Source organism: Pseudoalteromonas sp. Scap03 (assembly GCF_013393115.1).
GTDB lineage: Bacteria > Pseudomonadota > Gammaproteobacteria > Enterobacterales > Alteromonadaceae > Pseudoalteromonas.
Genome location: NZ_VDEU01000001.1, coordinates 2,377,010 through 2,395,266 on the forward strand (window position 1 = coordinate 2,377,010; position 18,257 = coordinate 2,395,266).

Genomic DNA, 18,257 nt, shown 5'->3' on the forward strand with positions numbered 1-18,257 from the left:
TAAGCAATTTAAGCGCTAACGTTTATAGTAGATATTCGTTAAAGCACCTATCGTATTAAGTGATTTGCTATTTGCTGCACTTAGTGCGATGGGTGTTTCTATTTGCTGTTTAACTACCTGAGCTAACTAGCCAGGGATTTTTATATTTTGACTTAACTAGGAAAAGTCGTGTTTAAAACCTTAATAGTGGTTGATAACAACGAGCAAGCACTTGCTCTTTCATTTGAAAATGTCATTACGTTTAACACCTACTTACGTGACTACCCAAAACGCAACGAACCTAAAACCCGCATTATTAATTTATGCGACTCAAGCCAATACTTGAGTAAGGGTTATTATTGTTCATTGCTTGCAGAAGCCCGCAAACACCAAGTATTACCAAGCGTTAAAACAATAAACGCGCTTAGAAGCGGCCATGCACCTACTTTAAATACTGGGCAAATTGATGGCGCAGTTTATTTTGGTAATGCTCTAAATGAATTGCAAAGTAAAGCGGCTAAATCGGTATTTAAACAATACCCAGCGCCTATTTTATTTGTCGATCAGCAAGGTTTATTGCAACAAGGCTCTTTAACCTCATTAAGTGAGCAGCAATATACTGCGTTTATTGAAAGGCTCAATGAGTTTACCCAAACGCAATGGCGTATTGGTAAAGTAGAGCGCCGTTTTCGTTGGGATATGGCGATATTGGTTGATCATAACGAAAAAGTACCGCCAAGTGATAGAGATGCAATAGCCCGTTTTATAAAAGCAGCAGCGAAACATGGTATTAACGCAAAAGCACTCAGCTTTGATGAAATAGACAATATTGCCCAGTTTGATGCGTTATTTATTCGTCAAACAACAGCGATTGATCACCCAACCTACCGCCTTGCAAGTAAAGCGCAAAGCCTCGGCTTAGTGGTCATTGACGATGCGGAGTCTATTTTACGGTGCTGTAATAAAGTGTACTTACATGATGCATTTAACTATCAAAAAGTACCGAGCTTAAAAACCGTGGTGGTGGCAGATCAATCAAAAGACACAATTGAGCAACTAGAAGCGTCGTTTACCTATCCGCTGGTTTTAAAAATGCCTGAAGGGTCGTTCTCAAAAGGGGTGTTTAAAGTTGCAAACCGCGGTGAGCTTGAAGCTAAATTAACCGAGCTGTTTGAATATAGCGCATTGGTATTGGCACAAGAATACATGTACACCGAATACGATTGGCGAGTAGGTGTACTTAATGGCCGCGCCATTTATGCATGTCGTTATTTAATGGCGCGTAATCATTGGCAAATATACAACCATGATGCAAAACGTTTTTTTTCCGGTGGCTTTGAAACGTTACCAACCTTTGAGTTACCAAAAGTAGTATTGGATGCAGCTTTAAAGGCCTGTAAAACAGTCGGTAAAGGGTTATACGGTGTAGATGTTAAAGAGCACCAAGGTCGTGCGTATGTATTGGAAGTAAATGACAATCCAAGTATTGATCACAAAGTAGAAGACGGCTATTTAGGTGACGAGCTATACATGATCATTATGGATGAGTTTAAACAGCGTTTAGAAGCACGAGGCCGCGGCTAATGCCTATTGCTTTGGCTGAAAAAGTAACAGTGGCGACCAAGCTAGTTATTCGCCCTGCAATAACCGCTGACTTAAAAGCATTGGTGGCGCTTGAAAATACTTGCTTTAGTAACGATAAGCTAAGTGCGCGTAGTTTAAAGCGCTGGCTTGGGGCTAAACATGGGATTTTATTAGTTGCTGAGCAAAATGCGCAATTATGTGGCTATGGCTTAGTGTGGTGTCATAAAGGCACGCGTTTAGCACGTTTGTACTCGCTGGCCGTATTACCAACGATGCAAGGTAAAGGCATAGCTAAAAAATTACTCAATGAACTTGAAAAAGCGACCAGTGAGCGTGGACGTATTTATTTGCGCCTAGAAGTTGCAGTAAATAACGACAGCGCCATTGGGCTTTATAAAAGTGTGGGGTATCGCGTATTTGGTCAATACAGTGATTATTATGACGATCACAGTGATGCCTTACGCATGCAAAAAAATATTCGCCAAACCAGTGAGTTGCAGGTTGAGCGTTTAACGCCATGGTATCAGCAAACCACCGAGTTTACCTGTGGTCCTGCTGCGTTATTAATGGCAATGGCTGCTCTTGACTCAAACACAGAGCTGAGTCAGTCACATGAATTAGCTTTGTGGCGTGAAGGCACCACGATTTTTATGACCTCTGGGCATGGCGGTTGTCACCCATTTGGCTTGGCACTGGCTGCAAATAAACGCGGTTTTACAAGTGAGGTAATTGTTAATACATCTGAACCATTATTTTTAGATGGGGTTCGCAGTGATAACAAAAAATCAGTATTGGCCACGGTTCATCAACAGTTTGTTGAGGGTATTGCAGCGGCAAATATTTCAGTTACACAAAAAGATGTTGAATTAACTGACATAGAAAACTGGTTGAGTCAGGGGTTTAGTGTGTTGCTGTTAATTAGTACGTATCGGTTTGATGGTAAAAAATCACCGCACTGGGTGTGTGTCACCTATTTAGATGCACATTGTGTTTACGTACATGACCCATTTTGCGAGCCTGGCAATAACAATCAGCTAGCAATTGATTGTCAGTATGTACCAATTGCACGCAGCGACTTTAGCAAAATGTCGGCATTTGGTAGCCAAAGGCTCAGAACGGCAGTTGCTATTGGAAAAGTAAAATAGATTAGGATATTAAGTGACATTTTTAGATTTTATCGATGTAGCGCCATACTCATGGGCAGCTATTGGCACCGCCGCTTTTTGTGGCGCTATTATTGGTATAGAGCGTCAATTGCGCGGTAAACCTGTGGGTATTCGCACATCAGCATTAATAACGTTAGGCACATATTTGTTTTTATCTACGGCGTTTAATTTACAAGGGGATGTGATTGATCATTCTCGTGTAGTGGGGCAAATAATCACGGGTATTGGGTTTTAGGCGCAGGCGTTATGCTGGCAAAGGATGGTGCCGTGGTAGGGGTTACCTCCGCGGCTACTATTTGGGTGCTTGCGTCTATTGGGGTGATGATCGCAACCGAAAACTTAGGTGCAGCAATTAAGCTTTCTGTATTGGTGGTTGGTATTTTATATGGTGTTGATGTACTCGAAGCTAAGTTTAAAAGCCTCAGCAAAGGTGTACATGCTAAAGTAAAAAGTTATCACAAACGTTATTATCGAAAAGACAGTATAGATAGCGAACGCCACTAAATAGTGGCGTTTTTCATGCGGACAATGTTGCGTTTATTGCGCTAAGTGCATCGTTAATTGGTGCGGGCCGGCCAATAAAATAGCCTTGTACACTGTCTACATTGAGCTTTCTTAACGAGTTGAACTCCTGTTCGGTTTCAATTCCTTCGGCAACAATAGTGCAGTCGATTGCTTTTGCAAACCCACACAGCGCTTTTGCCAGCAAAAATTTACGTTTGTCAGTGTTTATATTTTGTGTGAGGCTAATATCTAATTTAATAATATCGGCTTCAAGCTCTAGTATGTGCTGAAATGATGAAAAGCCTGCGCCTACATCATCAATAGCTAAGCGAAGCCCTCTTTTTCTGAGTGGGGTAAGTGCTGTCCGCATTTTTTCGTAGTCGGAAATTGGTGAATGCTCAGTAATTTCTAATACTAGCCTAGTGCAGTCAATGTTTTGTAATGTATTTTCAAGTGCACCGCTTAGGATATGCGATGGTGAGCAATTAATAGCAATGTAAGTTGAATTATTAAATTTGGCTATGTTGGTGACTGCATTTTTAATGGCTAGCATTTCTAAAGCTTCATTTAAGCCAACCTTTTTTGCTTCTTTAAACCATACATCAGGAGTTCTATAAGGTGTAGTAAAAAATCGAGCAAGTGATTCAAAACCCGCAACTTTATTATTTTTTAAACTGAAAATAGGTTGATAGTAAATATTTAAATCATTATCGGTAATAATTTGCTGAATAACTGATTTAGTGTGATTGCGCGATACACGTTTGGATAAATTTATTTCAATTAAGCCTGTCGCTATTTCCGAAATAAGATTTAAAAACGATAAATCGCGATCGTTCAAGCTCTCATCATGGTGTGATTTATAACAACAAAAAGTACCGTATAATTTACCGTTTGACAGGTTGATAGGTACACCTATATAAGAGCCTATACCTAACTTTTTGGTTACCGGCATAGCCTTGGTTATTGGGTTTGCGTTGGTATTAGTAATAACAGGGCTAAGCTTGTCATCGGTGATTTTTTGACAATACGTTTCATCAATCGGATCGGCATTACCCACTTTAACAATTTGGTTTTCAGAGGGATTATCGACCACTTTAAAAACCCGCTCATCGTTAATAAATTCAGATATAAAAGCAACATCCATATCTAAATGTTTACGAACTAACGCAAGTAAGTTAGCTAGCTTAGCTTCAATGGATACGTTATTGTGTTGATCGACAAGCAGCTTGCTAGATTTATCCATCGGCTATTTCTCTATTTGAATTCAAATTAGCTTAGTGAGTAATACTATAATTTATATATATAAAAAGATCTAATCAAGGCTATATCCATCTTTGCTAACCATCAAACGTGAGCATGGTATAGTCAAAACTTAACCAAATAATTTTCGCCTGACTACTTTACGGTATTCGCTGGGTGTTTGGCGTAATACTTTTTTAAATACTCGGGTTAAATGCCCTTGGTCATTATAGCCAACCTCTAAAGCAACTTCCTGAATCGATAAATTAGAAGATGCCAATAAATCTTTGGCGCCTTCTACTCGTAATTGTTGCCAATATTCGATTGGACTTTGGTTAGTGGCACTTCTGAAACGACGGGTAAAGGTGCGATAACTTAGACTAAATTGAGCCGCAACCTCCTTTAAGTTGAGCTCACTGGCTAGATTGGTTTTTAACCAAAACTGTATTTGTGCAATCAGCTCATCTGGGTGTCTATCTACTGCTCCCTCTAAGTAACGTTGATCTTCATAGGGTTTACGAATTTCATGGGAAAAGTTGCGCTCCACATGTTGTGCCGCTTCTTTACCATAATATTGACTAATAATATGTACGATAACATCAGCAAGTGCATTTAAACTGGCTACGGTATACATACGTTCTGACTGGGTGATAAAAAAATCAGGTTTTAAACTTACATTAGGGTAGTCATGCTTAAACTGTTTAGCATAATGCCAATGGGTAGTAGCGGGATGTCCGTCAAGTAAACTAGCCTCTGCAACAAAACAATTACCTGTGCCTACTCCAATTATATGACTTCCTACGGTAAAGCTCTCGATCAGCCAAGTGACTAATTGTTGATTAGCGCGTATCACCGGGCGAGGGTTACGCCAAATGCCAGGCACAATAACTAAATCGCAATAAGGTGAGTTTTCGCTAGTACAATCAGGAATAATCGATAGTCCAGTTCGCGTCTTAATGGCATCACTATTTTTAGCCACTAAATGAATAGCCAGAGGTTTAAAGTTATTTTTATCACTATGGCCTTTGGCAAAAGCCTCACCCGCACGCAGCATCTCAATCGGTAATGTGATACTGGTTACCAACAAATGCTCAAACACTGCGATACCAATATTTATGGGGGGAGTTAATGGGTTGTTGCTCATTGTGAATGCTCCGACCAGTTGTTTTTGGCCTTTTATGCCGCTTATTTGGCTATTAAAGCACAAAGGTGTCTCTATAATCCAATTAAACTAATGTCATATTCTTATAACACGCATTTTAAAGGTAAATTATGACTGCACTACCCGTTATTGTAGGCATGGGAGGCATTAATGCCGCTGGCCGTACTTCTTTTCATCAAGGTTATCGTCGTATCGTGTTAGATAGCTTAGCGGCGCAAGCTCGCCAAGAAACGTTTTTAGGCCTTGCCACATTAATGAACTTAGTGACTACAGTAAACGGCCAACTTGAAGACAGCCAAGGTAATCATGTTGAGCAAAGCGACATTGAAGCACGCTTTGGTGAGCAAATTATTGCTGGTACATTAATTCGAAAAATTGAAAAAGAACATTTTGACGTTGATGCCACACCTTGGCAGCAAAAAATGACGTTAACGGCTTCAGATGATAGTTCAATTGTGTTTGAAACACGTCGTCGTGACTTACCATCGCCTTTACCAAGCAACTGGCAAATAGATGACCTTGATAATAAAAAAGTAAAAGTCACGATTGCTGCTGAGCTAGATGTAAAACATGATTCAACCCGTGATAACCCGATTAAGTCGGCTGGGCAATTTCCAACCGGGTTTGATCCTGCCATTATGTATAACAGCCGCTACCAGCCGCGCGGTTTACAAGCGACCATATTTGCTGCCACCGATGCAATAAAATCAACTGGACTTGATTGGCAACATATTATGAATAGCGTAGAGCCTGACAAAATTGGTACCTATTCAGCATCGGTTATTGGTCAAATGGATGATAAAGGCTTAGGTGGATTAGTTAAAGCGCGTCAGCAGGGCGATCGTGTTAGTACTAAGCAGTTAGCGCTGGGTTTAAATACGATGTCGACCGATTTTATTAACGCCTATGTTACTGGGAATGTGGGGACGACTTTTTCAACTTCAGGCGCATGTGCCACATTTTTATATAACTTGCGCGCTGCCGTTAACGATATTCAAGCTGGTCGTACCCGTGTTGCAGTGGTTGCAAGTGTTGAATGCGCGATTACTCCAGAAGTGGTTGAAGGTTTTGGTAATATGAGTGCGCTGGCCAATATTGAAGGTTTGCGCCGTTTAGATAATTTAAGCAATGATGATGAGCCTGATTACCGTAAAAGTAGTCGTCCATTTGGTGAGAACTGCGGTTTTACCTTAGGTGAGGGGGCTCAGGTTGCTATATTAATGGATGATGCACTGGCTCTGGAACTCGGTGCAGATATTATGGGCAGTGTGCCGGATGTATTTGTGAATGCCGATGGAGTTAAAAAGTCAATTACCTCACCTGGGCCTGGCAATTACATCACCATGGCGAAATCAGCAGCACTTGCTACTAGCTTGTTAGGTAAAGAGGCACTGCAACAACGTAGCTTTATTTTAGCGCACGGCTCAAGTACGCCACAAAATCGTGTTACTGAATCTTTAATTTATCATAAAGTAGCGCAAACATTTGCTATTGATAACTGGAAAGTGACTGCGCCTAAAGCCTATGTAGGCCATACTATTGCGCCTGCTAGTGGCGATCAGCTTGCCATTGCGTTAGGTGTATTTAGTCATAATATTATGCCGGGTATTACCACCATTGATAAAGTAGCCGACGATGTTTACAGCGAACATTTAGATATTCGTAATAGCCACTACGATTGTGGTGATATGGATATTGCGTTTATTAACTCAAAAGGCTTTGGTGGAAATAATGCAACTGCGACTGTGCTGAGCGCAAAAGTAACCATGCAAATGCTTGCTAAACGCCATGGTGATGCACTGATGAACAGCTATGTTGAAAAACATAGCCAAGTAAAAGATGCACAGCATACTTACCAAACGCAAGCCGATTTAGGTCAATACTCGCTAATTTACCGTTTTGGTGATGGTTTAATTGATGAAAATGAGATTGTTTTAGATGAGCACAGCATTACACTGCCAGGCTTTGAAAAAGCAATTACATTTAGTACAACAAATTCCTATCAAGATATGTTCTAAGCACACATACTTGTTAGCAAGGCGCTTTTATAGCGCCTTTTTTAATGTTTGTTCAAATATACTTAGCAATTAAACTGTGTTTATTTTTTTGCTTCCATGCTAAATAATAATTGGCAAGAACGGCTGTTAAGCCAATTACGACTGCAATAAATAGCAGTGTTGCAACATAGCTCATACCGTACCCAGTTGGTAAACCCACCAGTGTTTCGCCATAAGTCATATCAGAAAAACTAAAGCCTAAAACAGGGATAAGTAACCAACTTATTGCATGCAGTAAATACAAGTGGGCTAAGTACGAAAACATACTGGTTTTACCCAATACTTGTAAAAACTTTGGCGAAAAATCACTTTTTAGCTTGCTCAATAGTTTAAGCATAATTAGGCCTATACCAACGGTTAACAACATAAACTGCAGGGAAAGTGGGTATTTGGTCGGGTTTAAAAATGACATTATAGTGAGTAAATAAGAGTCACTAATCGTAAATATTGACGCGTCACCATAAAGATTAAAGCCACGCAAAAGCGTGTATAAAACTAGGCAGCTTACACCCAAAATTAAGCCATAATCCATAACTCGGTTACTGTATTGCTTGGCTTTGTAATAAACACCTGCACAATAGGCTAACGCCATTAACCCAACAATAGGAGCTACGGGGTAGGTGGTTCTAATTTTAAAGTTAAAAGGAAGTTCGAGTACATTTTTTTGATGTAAAACAGACCATATCGTATTTGCGATTGTATTTGGCTCAAAGTTGACGGCATCAAATAAGTTGTGGCCAAATACTAAAATTAAGCCCATGGCAAAAATCGCATACAGACCGATTAAACGTAAAAGCCCCAGAATAATAAATCCCCAACCTATCGCCCAAATAACCTGAGCGTATAACATTGGAAACAGTGGATTAAAGCTCCAAGACCACGACACAATAGTAAATTCAAATAATATAAGGACTAGTCCACGTATAATTAAACTTTTTGAAAAAGCTTGCGTGGAAGTGTATTTATGCTCGGTTATTGCAGCTGAAAGGCCCGCTAAAAATACAAATAATGGCGCACAAAAGTGCGATATAAAACGAGTGAAAAAAGTAAGCGCATCTGTTCCTGGTATGGTCATGGGATCGGTCACTGAATAATTTAGACAATAATACATTCCGTGATCAATCACCATAAATATAATAATAAGACCTCTGAGTAAGTCTATATGGTGTAAACGATTTTGAGATAAAGGTAATGACATAAATATGCTTTGGTATGGATGAAAAAAACGAGTTTAATTATATGTTATATTATATCATTTTGCGAGAGTGATAATAAAATACTTTAGTATAAATTATGTTGTAAACAATTTTTACTTACTAACAGATTTTTACAGTTTTACTTTTTTAATGGAGTTACTCTATTAACTAAATAGTTAAAGTTGAAGCTACTAAAGGGTTAAACATGAAAAAAATATTTTTTTTATCACTATTGCTGATGCTTAATGGCTGTACATTTTTTGGCGTTATGTTGGATGGACAAGCAGCCTCAAATGCACAAGAAAATCAGCGGATGAAAAATCCAGCTCGGTCTACTCCTTATGAAAATCCATTTGAGCCAGTTCCCGTTGATAAGGACGGATTTTCTTTTGCAGAGCTAGGTTTAAAAATAGACTCTGCAGTATTTAGTTTAGTAAAAGGAGATGACGGTGTGATTAGAAAATGTAGGCAGGTTACTAAGGTCTTAAAAGAATGTGTAGAAGTAGATAAATCTACTCTACACAGTAATGAATCTAAGCAGTTAAAAACTGATGATGAAATAATAAGTGTTGGTCTATAAAACTACTAATGAAATAGTAACTATGGTCGTAGCCAGCTTGCATTTCGAGTGTTAACGGATAGCCCTTCTGTGTAGCTACAGTTACTAACTTTTGTGGCTTAAGTTGCTCATCTAAAAAGTTATCTGCATCACCTTGGCTAACCAACATAGGTAAATAATCAGCTTGTTTGGCTTGTTGCATTAATTCGCAGCTATCATATTCTGCCCAGACTGATTTATCAGTACCTAAGTAGCCAGTAAAAGCTTTAACACCCCAAGGACAATCTATCGGGTTTACAATTGGGCTAAATGCTGTAGCGCTGGTATAAGCTTTAGGATTTTTAAGGGCAATTATTAATGCGCCGTGGCCACCCATAGAATGCCCAGAAATTGCTTTTTTAGTTGTTACTGGAAAATGTTGCTCTATTAATGCAGGTAGTTCCTTCACCACATAATCGTACATATTAAAATGAGTATTGTAAGGTGCCTGCGTTGCATTGACGTAAAACCCTGCACCTTGGGCAAAATCGTAGCTATCTTCGTTAGGAACGTTTTCACCACGCGGACTGGTATCAGGTGCGACAATAGCGATGCCTAGCTCTGCCGCTTTTTTAAACGCGCCTGCTTTTTGCATAAAGTTTTCATCGGTACAGGTTAATCCTGATAACCAATAAAGTACTGGTACTTTATTTTTTTCACTGGCGCCTGGTGGTAAAAATACCGCAAAACGCATGCTGCAATGGGTGCTTGAGGAAGTATGGCTATACTGCTTATGCCAGCCACCAGCCACTTTTGCCGTTGAGATATTTTCTAACATAACAATCCTTAAAAGCCGTTACTTAATAGCAACGGCTGGTAATGGTGATTAAAAGAAATTAGTAATGAATAACAGTACGAATACTCTTACCTTCGTGCATTAAATCAAAGGCATCGTTAATTTCTTCAAGGCTCATGGTATGGGTAATAAAATCATTAAGAGCGAATTCACCCGCCATGTAACGCTCTACAATTTCAGGAAGTTGCGAACGACCCTTAACGCCTCCAAATGCGCTACCACGCCATACACGGCCAGTAACAAGTTGGAACGGGCGAGTTGAAATTTCTTGGCCAGCACCAGCTACACCAATAATTACAGATTCTCCCCAGCCTTTATGACAACACTCAAGGGCAGAGCGCATTACATCAACGTTACCAATACATTCAAATGAGTAATCAACACCGCCGTCGGTCATCTCTACAATCACTTCTTGAATTGGCTTGTCGAAGTCTTTTGGATTAATTAAGTCGGTAGCACCGAGTTTAGTCGCAAGATCAAACTTAGAGGTGTTAATATCAATACCAATAATACGGCTTGCACCAGCCATTTTGGCGCCAATAATGGCCGACAAACCAATGCCACCTAGACCAAAAATTGCCACCGTATCGCCCGTTGTTACTTTTGCCGTATTTGTTACAGCGCCCATACCGGTAGTGACACCGCAGCCCAATAAGCAAATTTCCTCTAAAGAGGCTTCTTTATTTACTTTAGCTAGCGAGATTTCAGGAAGTACTGTGTATTCAGAAAAGGTCGACGTCCCCATATAGTGATAAATTGGTTGGCCGTCTTTGAAAAATCGCGTTGTGCCATCTGGCATTAAGCCTTTGCCTTGTGTTTCGCGTACAGCAGAGCACAAGTTGGTTTTACCTGAAGTACACATTTTGCATTCACCACATTCTGCGGTGTATAGAGGAATAACGTGATCGCCAACTTCTACACTTGTAACGCCTTCGCCCACAGCGTAAACCACCCCGGCACCTTCATGGCCTAAAATAGCGGGGAAAATGCCTTCAGGATCTTCACCTGATAAAGTAAAAGCATCTGTATGGCATACACCTGTGGCAGTAATTTTTACCATCACTTCGCCTTTTTTAGGCATCATCACGTCAACTTCTTCAACGCTTAAAGGCTGATTAGGGCCCCAGGCAATCGCTGCTTTTGATTTTATAAATTCAGACATGTGTATATCCTTTGTAGTGGTTTGAATATCAATTGTAGACCCAAACTGTTTGGGTGATGTGTCTATTGTATTTATTTCTATAACAATGATAATCTCTAAATTAATAAAACACTTTTACAGTATGGTAATAATAATGCGTTGGGAAGGGATTGATGAGTTTATTTCTGTTGGCGAAGAGGGAAGTTTCACTCAAGCTGCACAGGCGTTGGGTCTATCGGTTGCCCATATTAGCCGCCATGTTACTAAGCTTGAGCAACGGTTAAATACCCAACTTTTAACGCGTACGACCCGAAAGGTGGTATTAACCAAAGAAGGTGAGCAGTTTTTACACCAAGTAAAACATTTACAACACGCTATGGATGAAGCCACTCAGGGGCTCGCGTCTGTGCAAACATCCCCTAAAGGTAAAATTAAATTAACCGCACCGGTTATGTATGGTGAAAGTTTTATTATGCCGATAGTGCATTCGTTTATGCATGATCACCCCGAGGTAGAAGTAATCGCAACGCTCTCTAACGAGCAAGAAAACTTGCTGGAGGGCGGCTTTGATTTAGCCATTCGATTAGGCCATTTAAAAGATTCGAGTTTAAAAGCGCGACGCTTGAGCTCTCGGCGATTTATTATGTGTGCTGCACCAAGCTATTTAGCGCGTTTTGGCGAACCCCATACGTTAGGTGAACTTAACCAGCATCAATGCTTAATTGGTAACAGTAGTTATTGGCGAGTAAATGAAAATAATCGTGACAAACATATTAAAGTAGCTGGGCGGTTGCATTGCAATAGCGGTTGGGCACTGGTTGACGGCGCTAAAAAAGGGTTGGGTATTGTTCAGTTGCCGGATTACTACATAGAGAATGAAATAAAAACAGGGCAGTTAGTACCAATATTAACAGCCTATCAACCTCAACAAGAGGGGGTGTGGGGGCTTTATCCTCCTCGGCAATTTGTTGCTACTAATGTACGAGTATTACTTGATTATCTAGTAACAGGATTAAAAGTTTAGCTTGGCTTAGTGATTTGCTTATAATATAGCCAAGTATAAGATTTATAAATTATTTCTTACATTTATGGTGATATTCAATTGCGCTGAGTTCGTGCTACTATAAAGCCACACTTTTAGCATTAATGTTTTAATTAATATGTTTCAACCTGTTAGCCTGTTTATCGGACTTAGATATAGTCGCTCTTCCAAAGGCAATGCGTTTATTTCGTTTATTTCTTTTTTTTCTATTGCAGGTATAGCGATTGGTTTAATGGCGCTCTTTACAGTAAGTAGTGTCATGAACGGTTTTGAAAGCAGCCTGAAAATGAATATGCTCGGACTCATTCCACACGTTGAAGTGCAGGCAAAACAACACTCTAAAACGCAAATGAATACTCTTAAAGCTGATCTTGAGCAATCACCGTATGTTGAACATGTTAGTTTATACCGCCATGGTGAAGCTATACTACAAACAAATAAAGACCTGCATGGTGTGCTGCTGCAAGGGCTCTATGATAATGATGGCTCGCTTTATAAAATCACTGACAAAGTAGTGCAGGGGAATTGGCAAAGTGTATTAAATAATAATTATCACATTGCTATTAGCCGTTATCTAAGCCGTAAACTCGGCGTTAGCTTGGGCGATAAACTGCGCGTTATTATGCCCAATGCGTCAACTTATACACCCCTTGGTCGTGTCCCTAGCCAGCGTTTATTCAAAATTGCTGCAATTTACGAAACTGGTTCAGAAATTGACATGGGACTGGCATTTACCAGTGGTGTGTCATTGCAACGAGTATTAAAGCAAAGTAGCTCTACACCCCCTAATTTAAGTGTGTCACTGCATGAGCCATTTGCACTTGATGAATTTATTCAAGACAGCCAACTTATTCTGAAGAATTTTAAATACACCGATTGGCGCAGTAGCCAAGGCACTTTATTTGCCGCTGTGGCGATGGAGAAACGCATTATGTCTATGTTATTGGGCTTAATCGTGCTGGTGGCGGTGTTCAATATTGTGTCGGCGCTCACCATGATGGTGAGTGAAAAACAAAGCGAAGTTGCGATACTGCAGACACTAGGGCTAACGCCAAGCCAAGTACAAACTGTATTTATGGTTCAAGGTTTATATAACGGTGTGATTGGTACGGCAGTAGGTGCCTCTTTAGGTATTTTATTTAGCTTATATATTAATGAACTGCTGGCGTTGGTTGGCTTAAATTTATTATCGGGGATTTCACTGCCGGTCAAATTTGATGCGCTTAGCTTAAGTGTGATTGCGCTTTTAAGCTTAGCCATGAGCTTTTTAGCGACTTTATATCCCGCGCGCCAGGCCGCTAAAGTAAACCCAGCCGAGGTATTACGTTATGAATGATTTAGTAATTAGTTGTGAACAAATAAGTAAAGTGTACCAAGACGGGCAAAACCAAGTTGAGGTATTAAAAGGGGTTGATTTAGCCCTAACCCAAGGTGAAATGCTAGCTATTGTAGGTAGCTCAGGTTCAGGTAAAAGTACCTTATTACATATTTTGGGTACCTTAGATACCGCCAGTTCTGGCAGTGCAAAAATCAAAAACCAAGATGTGGCTAAACTTTCTCGCAGCCAACAAGCCGCGTTTAGAAATCAAAACTTAGGGTTTATTTACCAATTTCATCATTTATTAATGGAATTTAGTGCGGTTGAAAATGTTGCTATGCCACTGTTAATAAAAGGCTTGAGTGCCAAAGAAGCAAATGTAAAAGCGCTCGACATGCTCGATAAAGTCGGCCTTGCGCACAGAAGTAGCCATAAACCGTCGGCACTTTCTGGTGGCGAACGCCAACGTGTTGCCATAGCGCGTGCTTTAGTGACTGAGCCTGCACTGGTTCTTGCAGATGAGCCAACGGGTAATTTAGATAAGCAAAACGCGATTAAAATTTACGATTTAATTAATCAGCTAAATAAAAGTTTAAACACCAGTTTTGTGGTGGTGACTCATGATTTAGAGCTTGCCGACAAGCTGGGTAAAATAGCGTATTTAGATGATGGTAAATTATCAATAAAAGAGTCAAACCATGTTGCTTAGTGCCTTTATAAGTAAACGTTTCAGAGCCTATTCAGGCCATAAAGATGAAAAAAACGCGTTTGTTAGTTTTATTGCTAAGGCATCTACTATTGGTATTTTACTTGGTGTTGCCGTTTTAATTGTGGCGTTATCGGTGATCAATGGTTTTGAACAACAATTGGTTCATCGTTTATTAAGTGTAGTGCCACAAGTTGAATATGTAGCACCAAGCAGGCCGATTGCTGATTGGCCCAGCAAAGTCGAAAAATTAAAACAGCAACCACAAGTAACAGGAGCAGCCCCATTTATAGCAGTAAATGGTATGGCGCAATTTAAAAGCCAATTAAAAGCAGTTGAAATACGAGGTGTTGAGCCTTCGCTAGAGAGCGACGTATCAGCGGTTAACCAATTTACACAAGGTAAATTAGTCAGTCAGCTAGCACTTGAGGATGTTATTTTAGGCAAGCAAATTGTCACTCAACTTAATATATCAATAGGCGACAATGTCACTTTATTGATCCCACAAATTAGTGAAAAAGGACAATCATTACTTGCGCCAAAACGGGTTACGTTAACACTCGCAGGCATTATAGAAATGGGCGGGCCTATTGATAGCAGTGCCGCGTTTATTCACCTTAGCAAAGCACAACAAACCTTAGGTTACGATCAAAGCCAAGTAACCGGCCTACGTTTACGGGTTGATGATGTGTTTGCAGCGCACCAAATAGCGTTGAGAGTAGGGCAAACTGTTACTGATTACGTGTATATATCGAGTTGGTTTAGAACCCAAGGCAGCTTGTATCAAGACATTCAAATGGTGCGCACGATTGTTTATATTGTGGTGTTTTTAATTATTGCAGTCGCCAGTTTTAACATTGTTTCGTCATTAGTGATGGAAGTGCGCGAAAAAGAAGGCAATATTGCCATTTTAAAAACCATGGGTGCCAAAGACAGTACCATATTGGCTACTTTTGTAATGCAAGGCTTAACTCAAGCATTTGTTGGCGTAGTTTTAGGCTCTATTATTGGCGTTATTCTAGCAATCAATATTAGTGAGCTCTTTACTTGGCTGAGTTTATTGCTGGGTGAAAATCCGCTAGAAGGTGTGTATTTTATCGAATTCTTACCGAGTAAATTAGTTTGGCAAGATATAGTGTTAACTGTTATTGCCACCTTTGTGCTTGCAATATTGGCGACGCTGTATCCAGCATGGCAAGCAACACGTGTTGATCCGGCAAAAGTATTGGGTAATTAAACACAGTATTTAATAGGGCGCTTAGTGTAACTCTGATAAACTGCGCCGCTATTAAACAGCTTTTGTTTGCTGAGCACTTATTTTACCTGGGATTTACTTTGACAAATAACGATATTTTACGCCGTATTCGCTACACCTTTGATTTAACCGATTCAGCAATGGTTGACGTGTTCGCCGCTGCAGAGCACAGCGTCAGCACAGAGCAGGTGATTGCATGGTTAACTAAAGAGGGCGAGCAAGGTTACACCCCAATAAGTGACACCGAATTTGCGGTATTTTTAAATGGCTTTATAAATACCAAGCGCGGTAAACGTGACGGTGAGCAGCCAATCCCAGAGACTAAATTAAACAATAATATTATTTTTATGAAATTACGTATTGCTTTAAATATGAAAGCAGAGGACGTAATTGCCACACTCGCATTAGTTGATTTTGATTTAAGTAAGCATGAACTCAGTGCATTTTCACGTAAAGTTGAAAACAAACATTACCGTGTGTGTAACGATCAAGTTTTACGTTTATTTTTAACCGGTGTGCAGCGTACTTTTCGCCCAGATGGCGAAAAAGCTTAATGTATTTTATGGAGGTTGGTTAGCAACCTCCATTAAACCTCTTAAACGAACTCACTAAAATCTACGCTATTATCAGTCTTACCCCTTCTACAACTTCAGTCTCATAAAGCATTTTATATTTTTGCGCTCGTAAAAACGTAGAGTCGTATTTTGTTTTACTATTTTTAATACTTTTAACGTGTTATTCATTAAAACTGGTGTTTTTAGCATAAAAATTCTTTTTTAATGGGTTTTTATACAAAAGAAACAACAATTTAATTCAACATCAAACACGTGCATCCAGTTTATCTATGATGTTAAAGTGTAAAAATAATGATCGCATAATCAATTTCTCTACTAACAATAACGTTGATCATTTTTCCTGTTTCGAATTTAAAAATACCTACATGGAAGAGTAAATATGGATTATATACACAAAACTATTTCGCAATTAAAGCAGACGAGTCCTGCGCAATGTGAGTTTTATCAAGCTGTAGAAGAAGTGCTAGACTCTCTAGAGCCTATATTTTCGCAAACCAGTCACTACCAACAACAAGCAATTATTCAAAGAATGGTAGAGCCAGAGCGCCAATTAATGTTTCGTGTGCCTTGGGTTGATGACGAGGGCAATATTCAAGTCAATAAAGGCTACCGTATCGAATTTAATTCGGCGTTGGGACCATATAAAGGCGGCTTACGTTTTCATCCTAGTGTGAATGCCAGCATTATAAAGTTTTTAGGGTTTGAACAAATTTTTAAAAATGCACTAACTGGTTTGCCTATAGGTGGTGGCAAAGGAGGCGCTAATTTTGATCCTAAAGGACGCTCTGATGGCGAGATAATGCGCTTTTGCCAATCGTTTATGACCGAGTTATATCGTCATATTGGCCCTACAACCGATGTACCTGCAGGGGATATTGGCGTAGGGGCGAGAGAAATTGGTTATATGTTTGGCCAATACAAACGCTTAACAGGGCGCTATGAAGGCATACTAACCGGTAAAAGTTTACTTTGGGGCGGATCGCTTGCTCGCAAAGAAGCAACGGGTTATGGCGCGGTGTATTTTGCTAACTATATGCTTGAAGATCGTGATGACAGCTTATCAGGAAAACGCTGTTTAATTTCAGGCTCAGGCAATGTGGCAATTTATGCCATGGAAAAATTATATCAACTAGGGGCTACGCCTATTGCCTGTAGTGACTCAAAAGGCACTTTGTACGATGAGAGTGGCATTGATTTAAAACTTATTAAGCAATTAAAAGAACAGTCACGAGGATGCCTGAGTGACTACCTAGATACTCACTCTCAGGCAAAGTATACGCCTCGCGATGAGTACCCTCAGGATGGTCATGCTGTATGGCGTTACAGTGCGGATGCGGCTTTTCCTTGTGCTACACAAAACGAATTAACCCAAGCGGATGCAAAAGCACTACTTGAAAATGGCTGTATTTTAGTCAGTGAAGGGGCGAATATGCCCTCAACCAAAGAAGCGATTGATTGCTTTATTGAAGCAAAAATTGCTTATGCCCCTGGCAAAGCAGCGAATGCCGGTGGGGTAGCAACCAGTCAATTAGAAATGGCACAAAATGCCAGTATGCAAAGCTGGACATTTGAGCAAGTAGATGAAAAGCTTAAACAAATAATGAAAGATATATTCACAACAGCCAACGACACTGCAAAAGAGTTTGATCAACCCGGTAACTTACTTTTAGGCGCTAACATCGCTGGATTTAGACGTGTAGCCGATGCAATGATTGAACAAGGTGTAGTGTAACAGCTCGGTTAATATATAATTTTTAGTAGCTTATACCTGTTTGATAGTGACATTTAATAAGTGTTGAACGAACAGGCAGGTATGAGCGAAAGATAGTTATTGAAGTGAGGTGTCATTAGCTAAGTTATATTAAAAGGGCACTTTCGTCATTTCTACATATTCAAATAATCTACAAAAAGCATAATATTTATAACTAGCAATAGCTTA

15 protein-coding genes and 1 pseudogene are annotated in these 18,257 nt (G+C 39.9%); 11 read left to right on the forward strand and 5 right to left on the reverse strand.

Going from position 1 to position 18,257, the window contains the following annotated elements:
• The first annotated feature begins 168 nt into the window (after nt 1–168).
• From FHG08_RS10790 to FHG08_RS10800, 3 genes and pseudogenes are all read left to right on the forward strand, one after another.
• Nucleotides 169–1,563 (forward strand): RimK family protein, encoded by a 1,395-nt coding sequence (locus FHG08_RS10790; RefSeq protein ID WP_178955992.1) that lies wholly within the window; start codon nt 169–171, stop codon nt 1,561–1,563.
• Complete coding sequence (locus FHG08_RS10795) at nt 1,563–2,708, forward strand: GNAT family N-acetyltransferase/peptidase C39 family protein (protein ID WP_178955994.1); 1,146 nt, start codon at nt 1,563–1,565, stop codon at nt 2,706–2,708. Before FHG08_RS10790 ends, FHG08_RS10795 begins: the two co-directional genes overlap by 1 nt.
• A 13-nt stretch (nt 2,709–2,721) precedes the next feature.
• Nucleotides 2,722–3,233 (forward strand): annotated as a pseudogene (locus FHG08_RS10800) (MgtC/SapB family protein).
• 13 nt (nt 3,234–3,246) lie between these two features.
• Here FHG08_RS10800 and FHG08_RS10805 read toward each other — a convergent pair.
• The gene (locus FHG08_RS10805; RefSeq protein WP_178955996.1) at nt 3,247–4,476 is read right to left on the reverse strand and encodes an EAL domain-containing protein; all 1,230 of its coding nucleotides are present in this window, start codon (nt 4,474–4,476) and stop codon (nt 3,247–3,249) included.
• A 129-nt stretch (nt 4,477–4,605) separates the two neighbouring features.
• Nucleotides 4,606–5,616, reverse strand: coding sequence for a GlxA family transcriptional regulator (locus FHG08_RS10810; RefSeq protein ID WP_178955998.1), 1,011 nt, complete (start codon nt 5,614–5,616; stop codon nt 4,606–4,608).
• A 128-nt stretch (nt 5,617–5,744) separates the two neighbouring features.
• Between FHG08_RS10810 and FHG08_RS10815 the strand changes: the two genes are divergently transcribed.
• Nucleotides 5,745–7,652, forward strand: a complete 1,908-nt coding sequence (locus FHG08_RS10815) for a beta-ketoacyl synthase (RefSeq protein ID WP_178956000.1) — start codon at nt 5,745–5,747, stop codon at nt 7,650–7,652.
• Nucleotides 7,653–7,704: 52 nt separating this feature from the next.
• Here the strand turns inward: FHG08_RS10815 and FHG08_RS10820 are convergent, their stop codons facing one another.
• The gene (locus tag FHG08_RS10820; RefSeq protein ID WP_178956002.1) at nt 7,705–8,889 is read right to left on the reverse strand and encodes a DUF1624 domain-containing protein; all 1,185 of its coding nucleotides are present in this window, start codon (nt 8,887–8,889) and stop codon (nt 7,705–7,707) included.
• A gap of 203 nt (nt 8,890–9,092) precedes the next feature.
• Here FHG08_RS10820 and FHG08_RS10825 point away from each other — a divergent pair, with 203 nt between their 5' ends.
• The gene (locus FHG08_RS10825) at nt 9,093–9,467 is read left to right on the forward strand and encodes a hypothetical protein (RefSeq protein WP_010389876.1); all 375 of its coding nucleotides are present in this window, start codon (nt 9,093–9,095) and stop codon (nt 9,465–9,467) included.
• Here the strand turns inward: FHG08_RS10825 and fghA are convergent.
• The gene (gene fghA, locus FHG08_RS10830; protein WP_138593909.1) at nt 9,421–10,263 is read right to left on the reverse strand and encodes an S-formylglutathione hydrolase; all 843 of its coding nucleotides are present in this window, start codon (nt 10,261–10,263) and stop codon (nt 9,421–9,423) included. The genes FHG08_RS10825 and fghA overlap by 47 nt on opposite strands.
• A gap of 58 nt (nt 10,264–10,321) precedes the next feature.
• Nucleotides 10,322–11,443 (reverse strand): S-(hydroxymethyl)glutathione dehydrogenase/class III alcohol dehydrogenase, encoded by a 1,122-nt coding sequence (locus tag FHG08_RS10835; RefSeq protein WP_138608554.1) that lies wholly within the window; start codon nt 11,441–11,443, stop codon nt 10,322–10,324.
• A gap of 130 nt (nt 11,444–11,573) precedes the next feature.
• On the opposite strand from FHG08_RS10835, the gene FHG08_RS10840 reads away from it, so the two are divergent.
• From FHG08_RS10840 to gdhA, 6 genes are all read left to right on the forward strand, one after another.
• On the forward strand, nt 11,574–12,446 hold the full coding sequence (locus tag FHG08_RS10840; protein ID WP_178956852.1) for a LysR family transcriptional regulator: 873 nt from the start codon (nt 11,574–11,576) through the stop codon (nt 12,444–12,446).
• A 136-nt stretch (nt 12,447–12,582) separates the two neighbouring features.
• Nucleotides 12,583–13,800, forward strand: coding sequence for a lipoprotein-releasing ABC transporter permease subunit (locus FHG08_RS10845; RefSeq protein ID WP_178956004.1), 1,218 nt, complete (start codon nt 12,583–12,585; stop codon nt 13,798–13,800).
• Nucleotides 13,793–14,491, forward strand: a complete 699-nt coding sequence (gene lolD, locus FHG08_RS10850) for a lipoprotein-releasing ABC transporter ATP-binding protein LolD (protein WP_010389881.1) — start codon at nt 13,793–13,795, stop codon at nt 14,489–14,491. The genes FHG08_RS10845 and lolD overlap by 8 nt, the downstream gene beginning before the upstream one ends.
• Nucleotides 14,481–15,725 (forward strand): lipoprotein-releasing ABC transporter permease subunit, encoded by a 1,245-nt coding sequence (locus FHG08_RS10855; protein WP_076920259.1) that lies wholly within the window; start codon nt 14,481–14,483, stop codon nt 15,723–15,725. Before lolD ends, FHG08_RS10855 begins: the two co-directional genes overlap by 11 nt.
• 98 nt (nt 15,726–15,823) lie before the next feature.
• Nucleotides 15,824–16,297 carry a DUF1456 family protein gene (locus tag FHG08_RS10860; protein ID WP_178956006.1) on the forward strand — a complete coding sequence of 158 codons (474 nt, stop codon included), beginning with the start codon at nt 15,824–15,826 and terminating at the stop codon, nt 16,295–16,297.
• A 400-nt stretch (nt 16,298–16,697) separates the two neighbouring features.
• On the forward strand, nt 16,698–18,050 hold the full coding sequence (gdhA, locus tag FHG08_RS10865) for an NADP-specific glutamate dehydrogenase (RefSeq protein WP_178956008.1): 1,353 nt from the start codon (nt 16,698–16,700) through the stop codon (nt 18,048–18,050).
• Nucleotides 18,051–18,257: the final 207 nt, after the last annotated feature.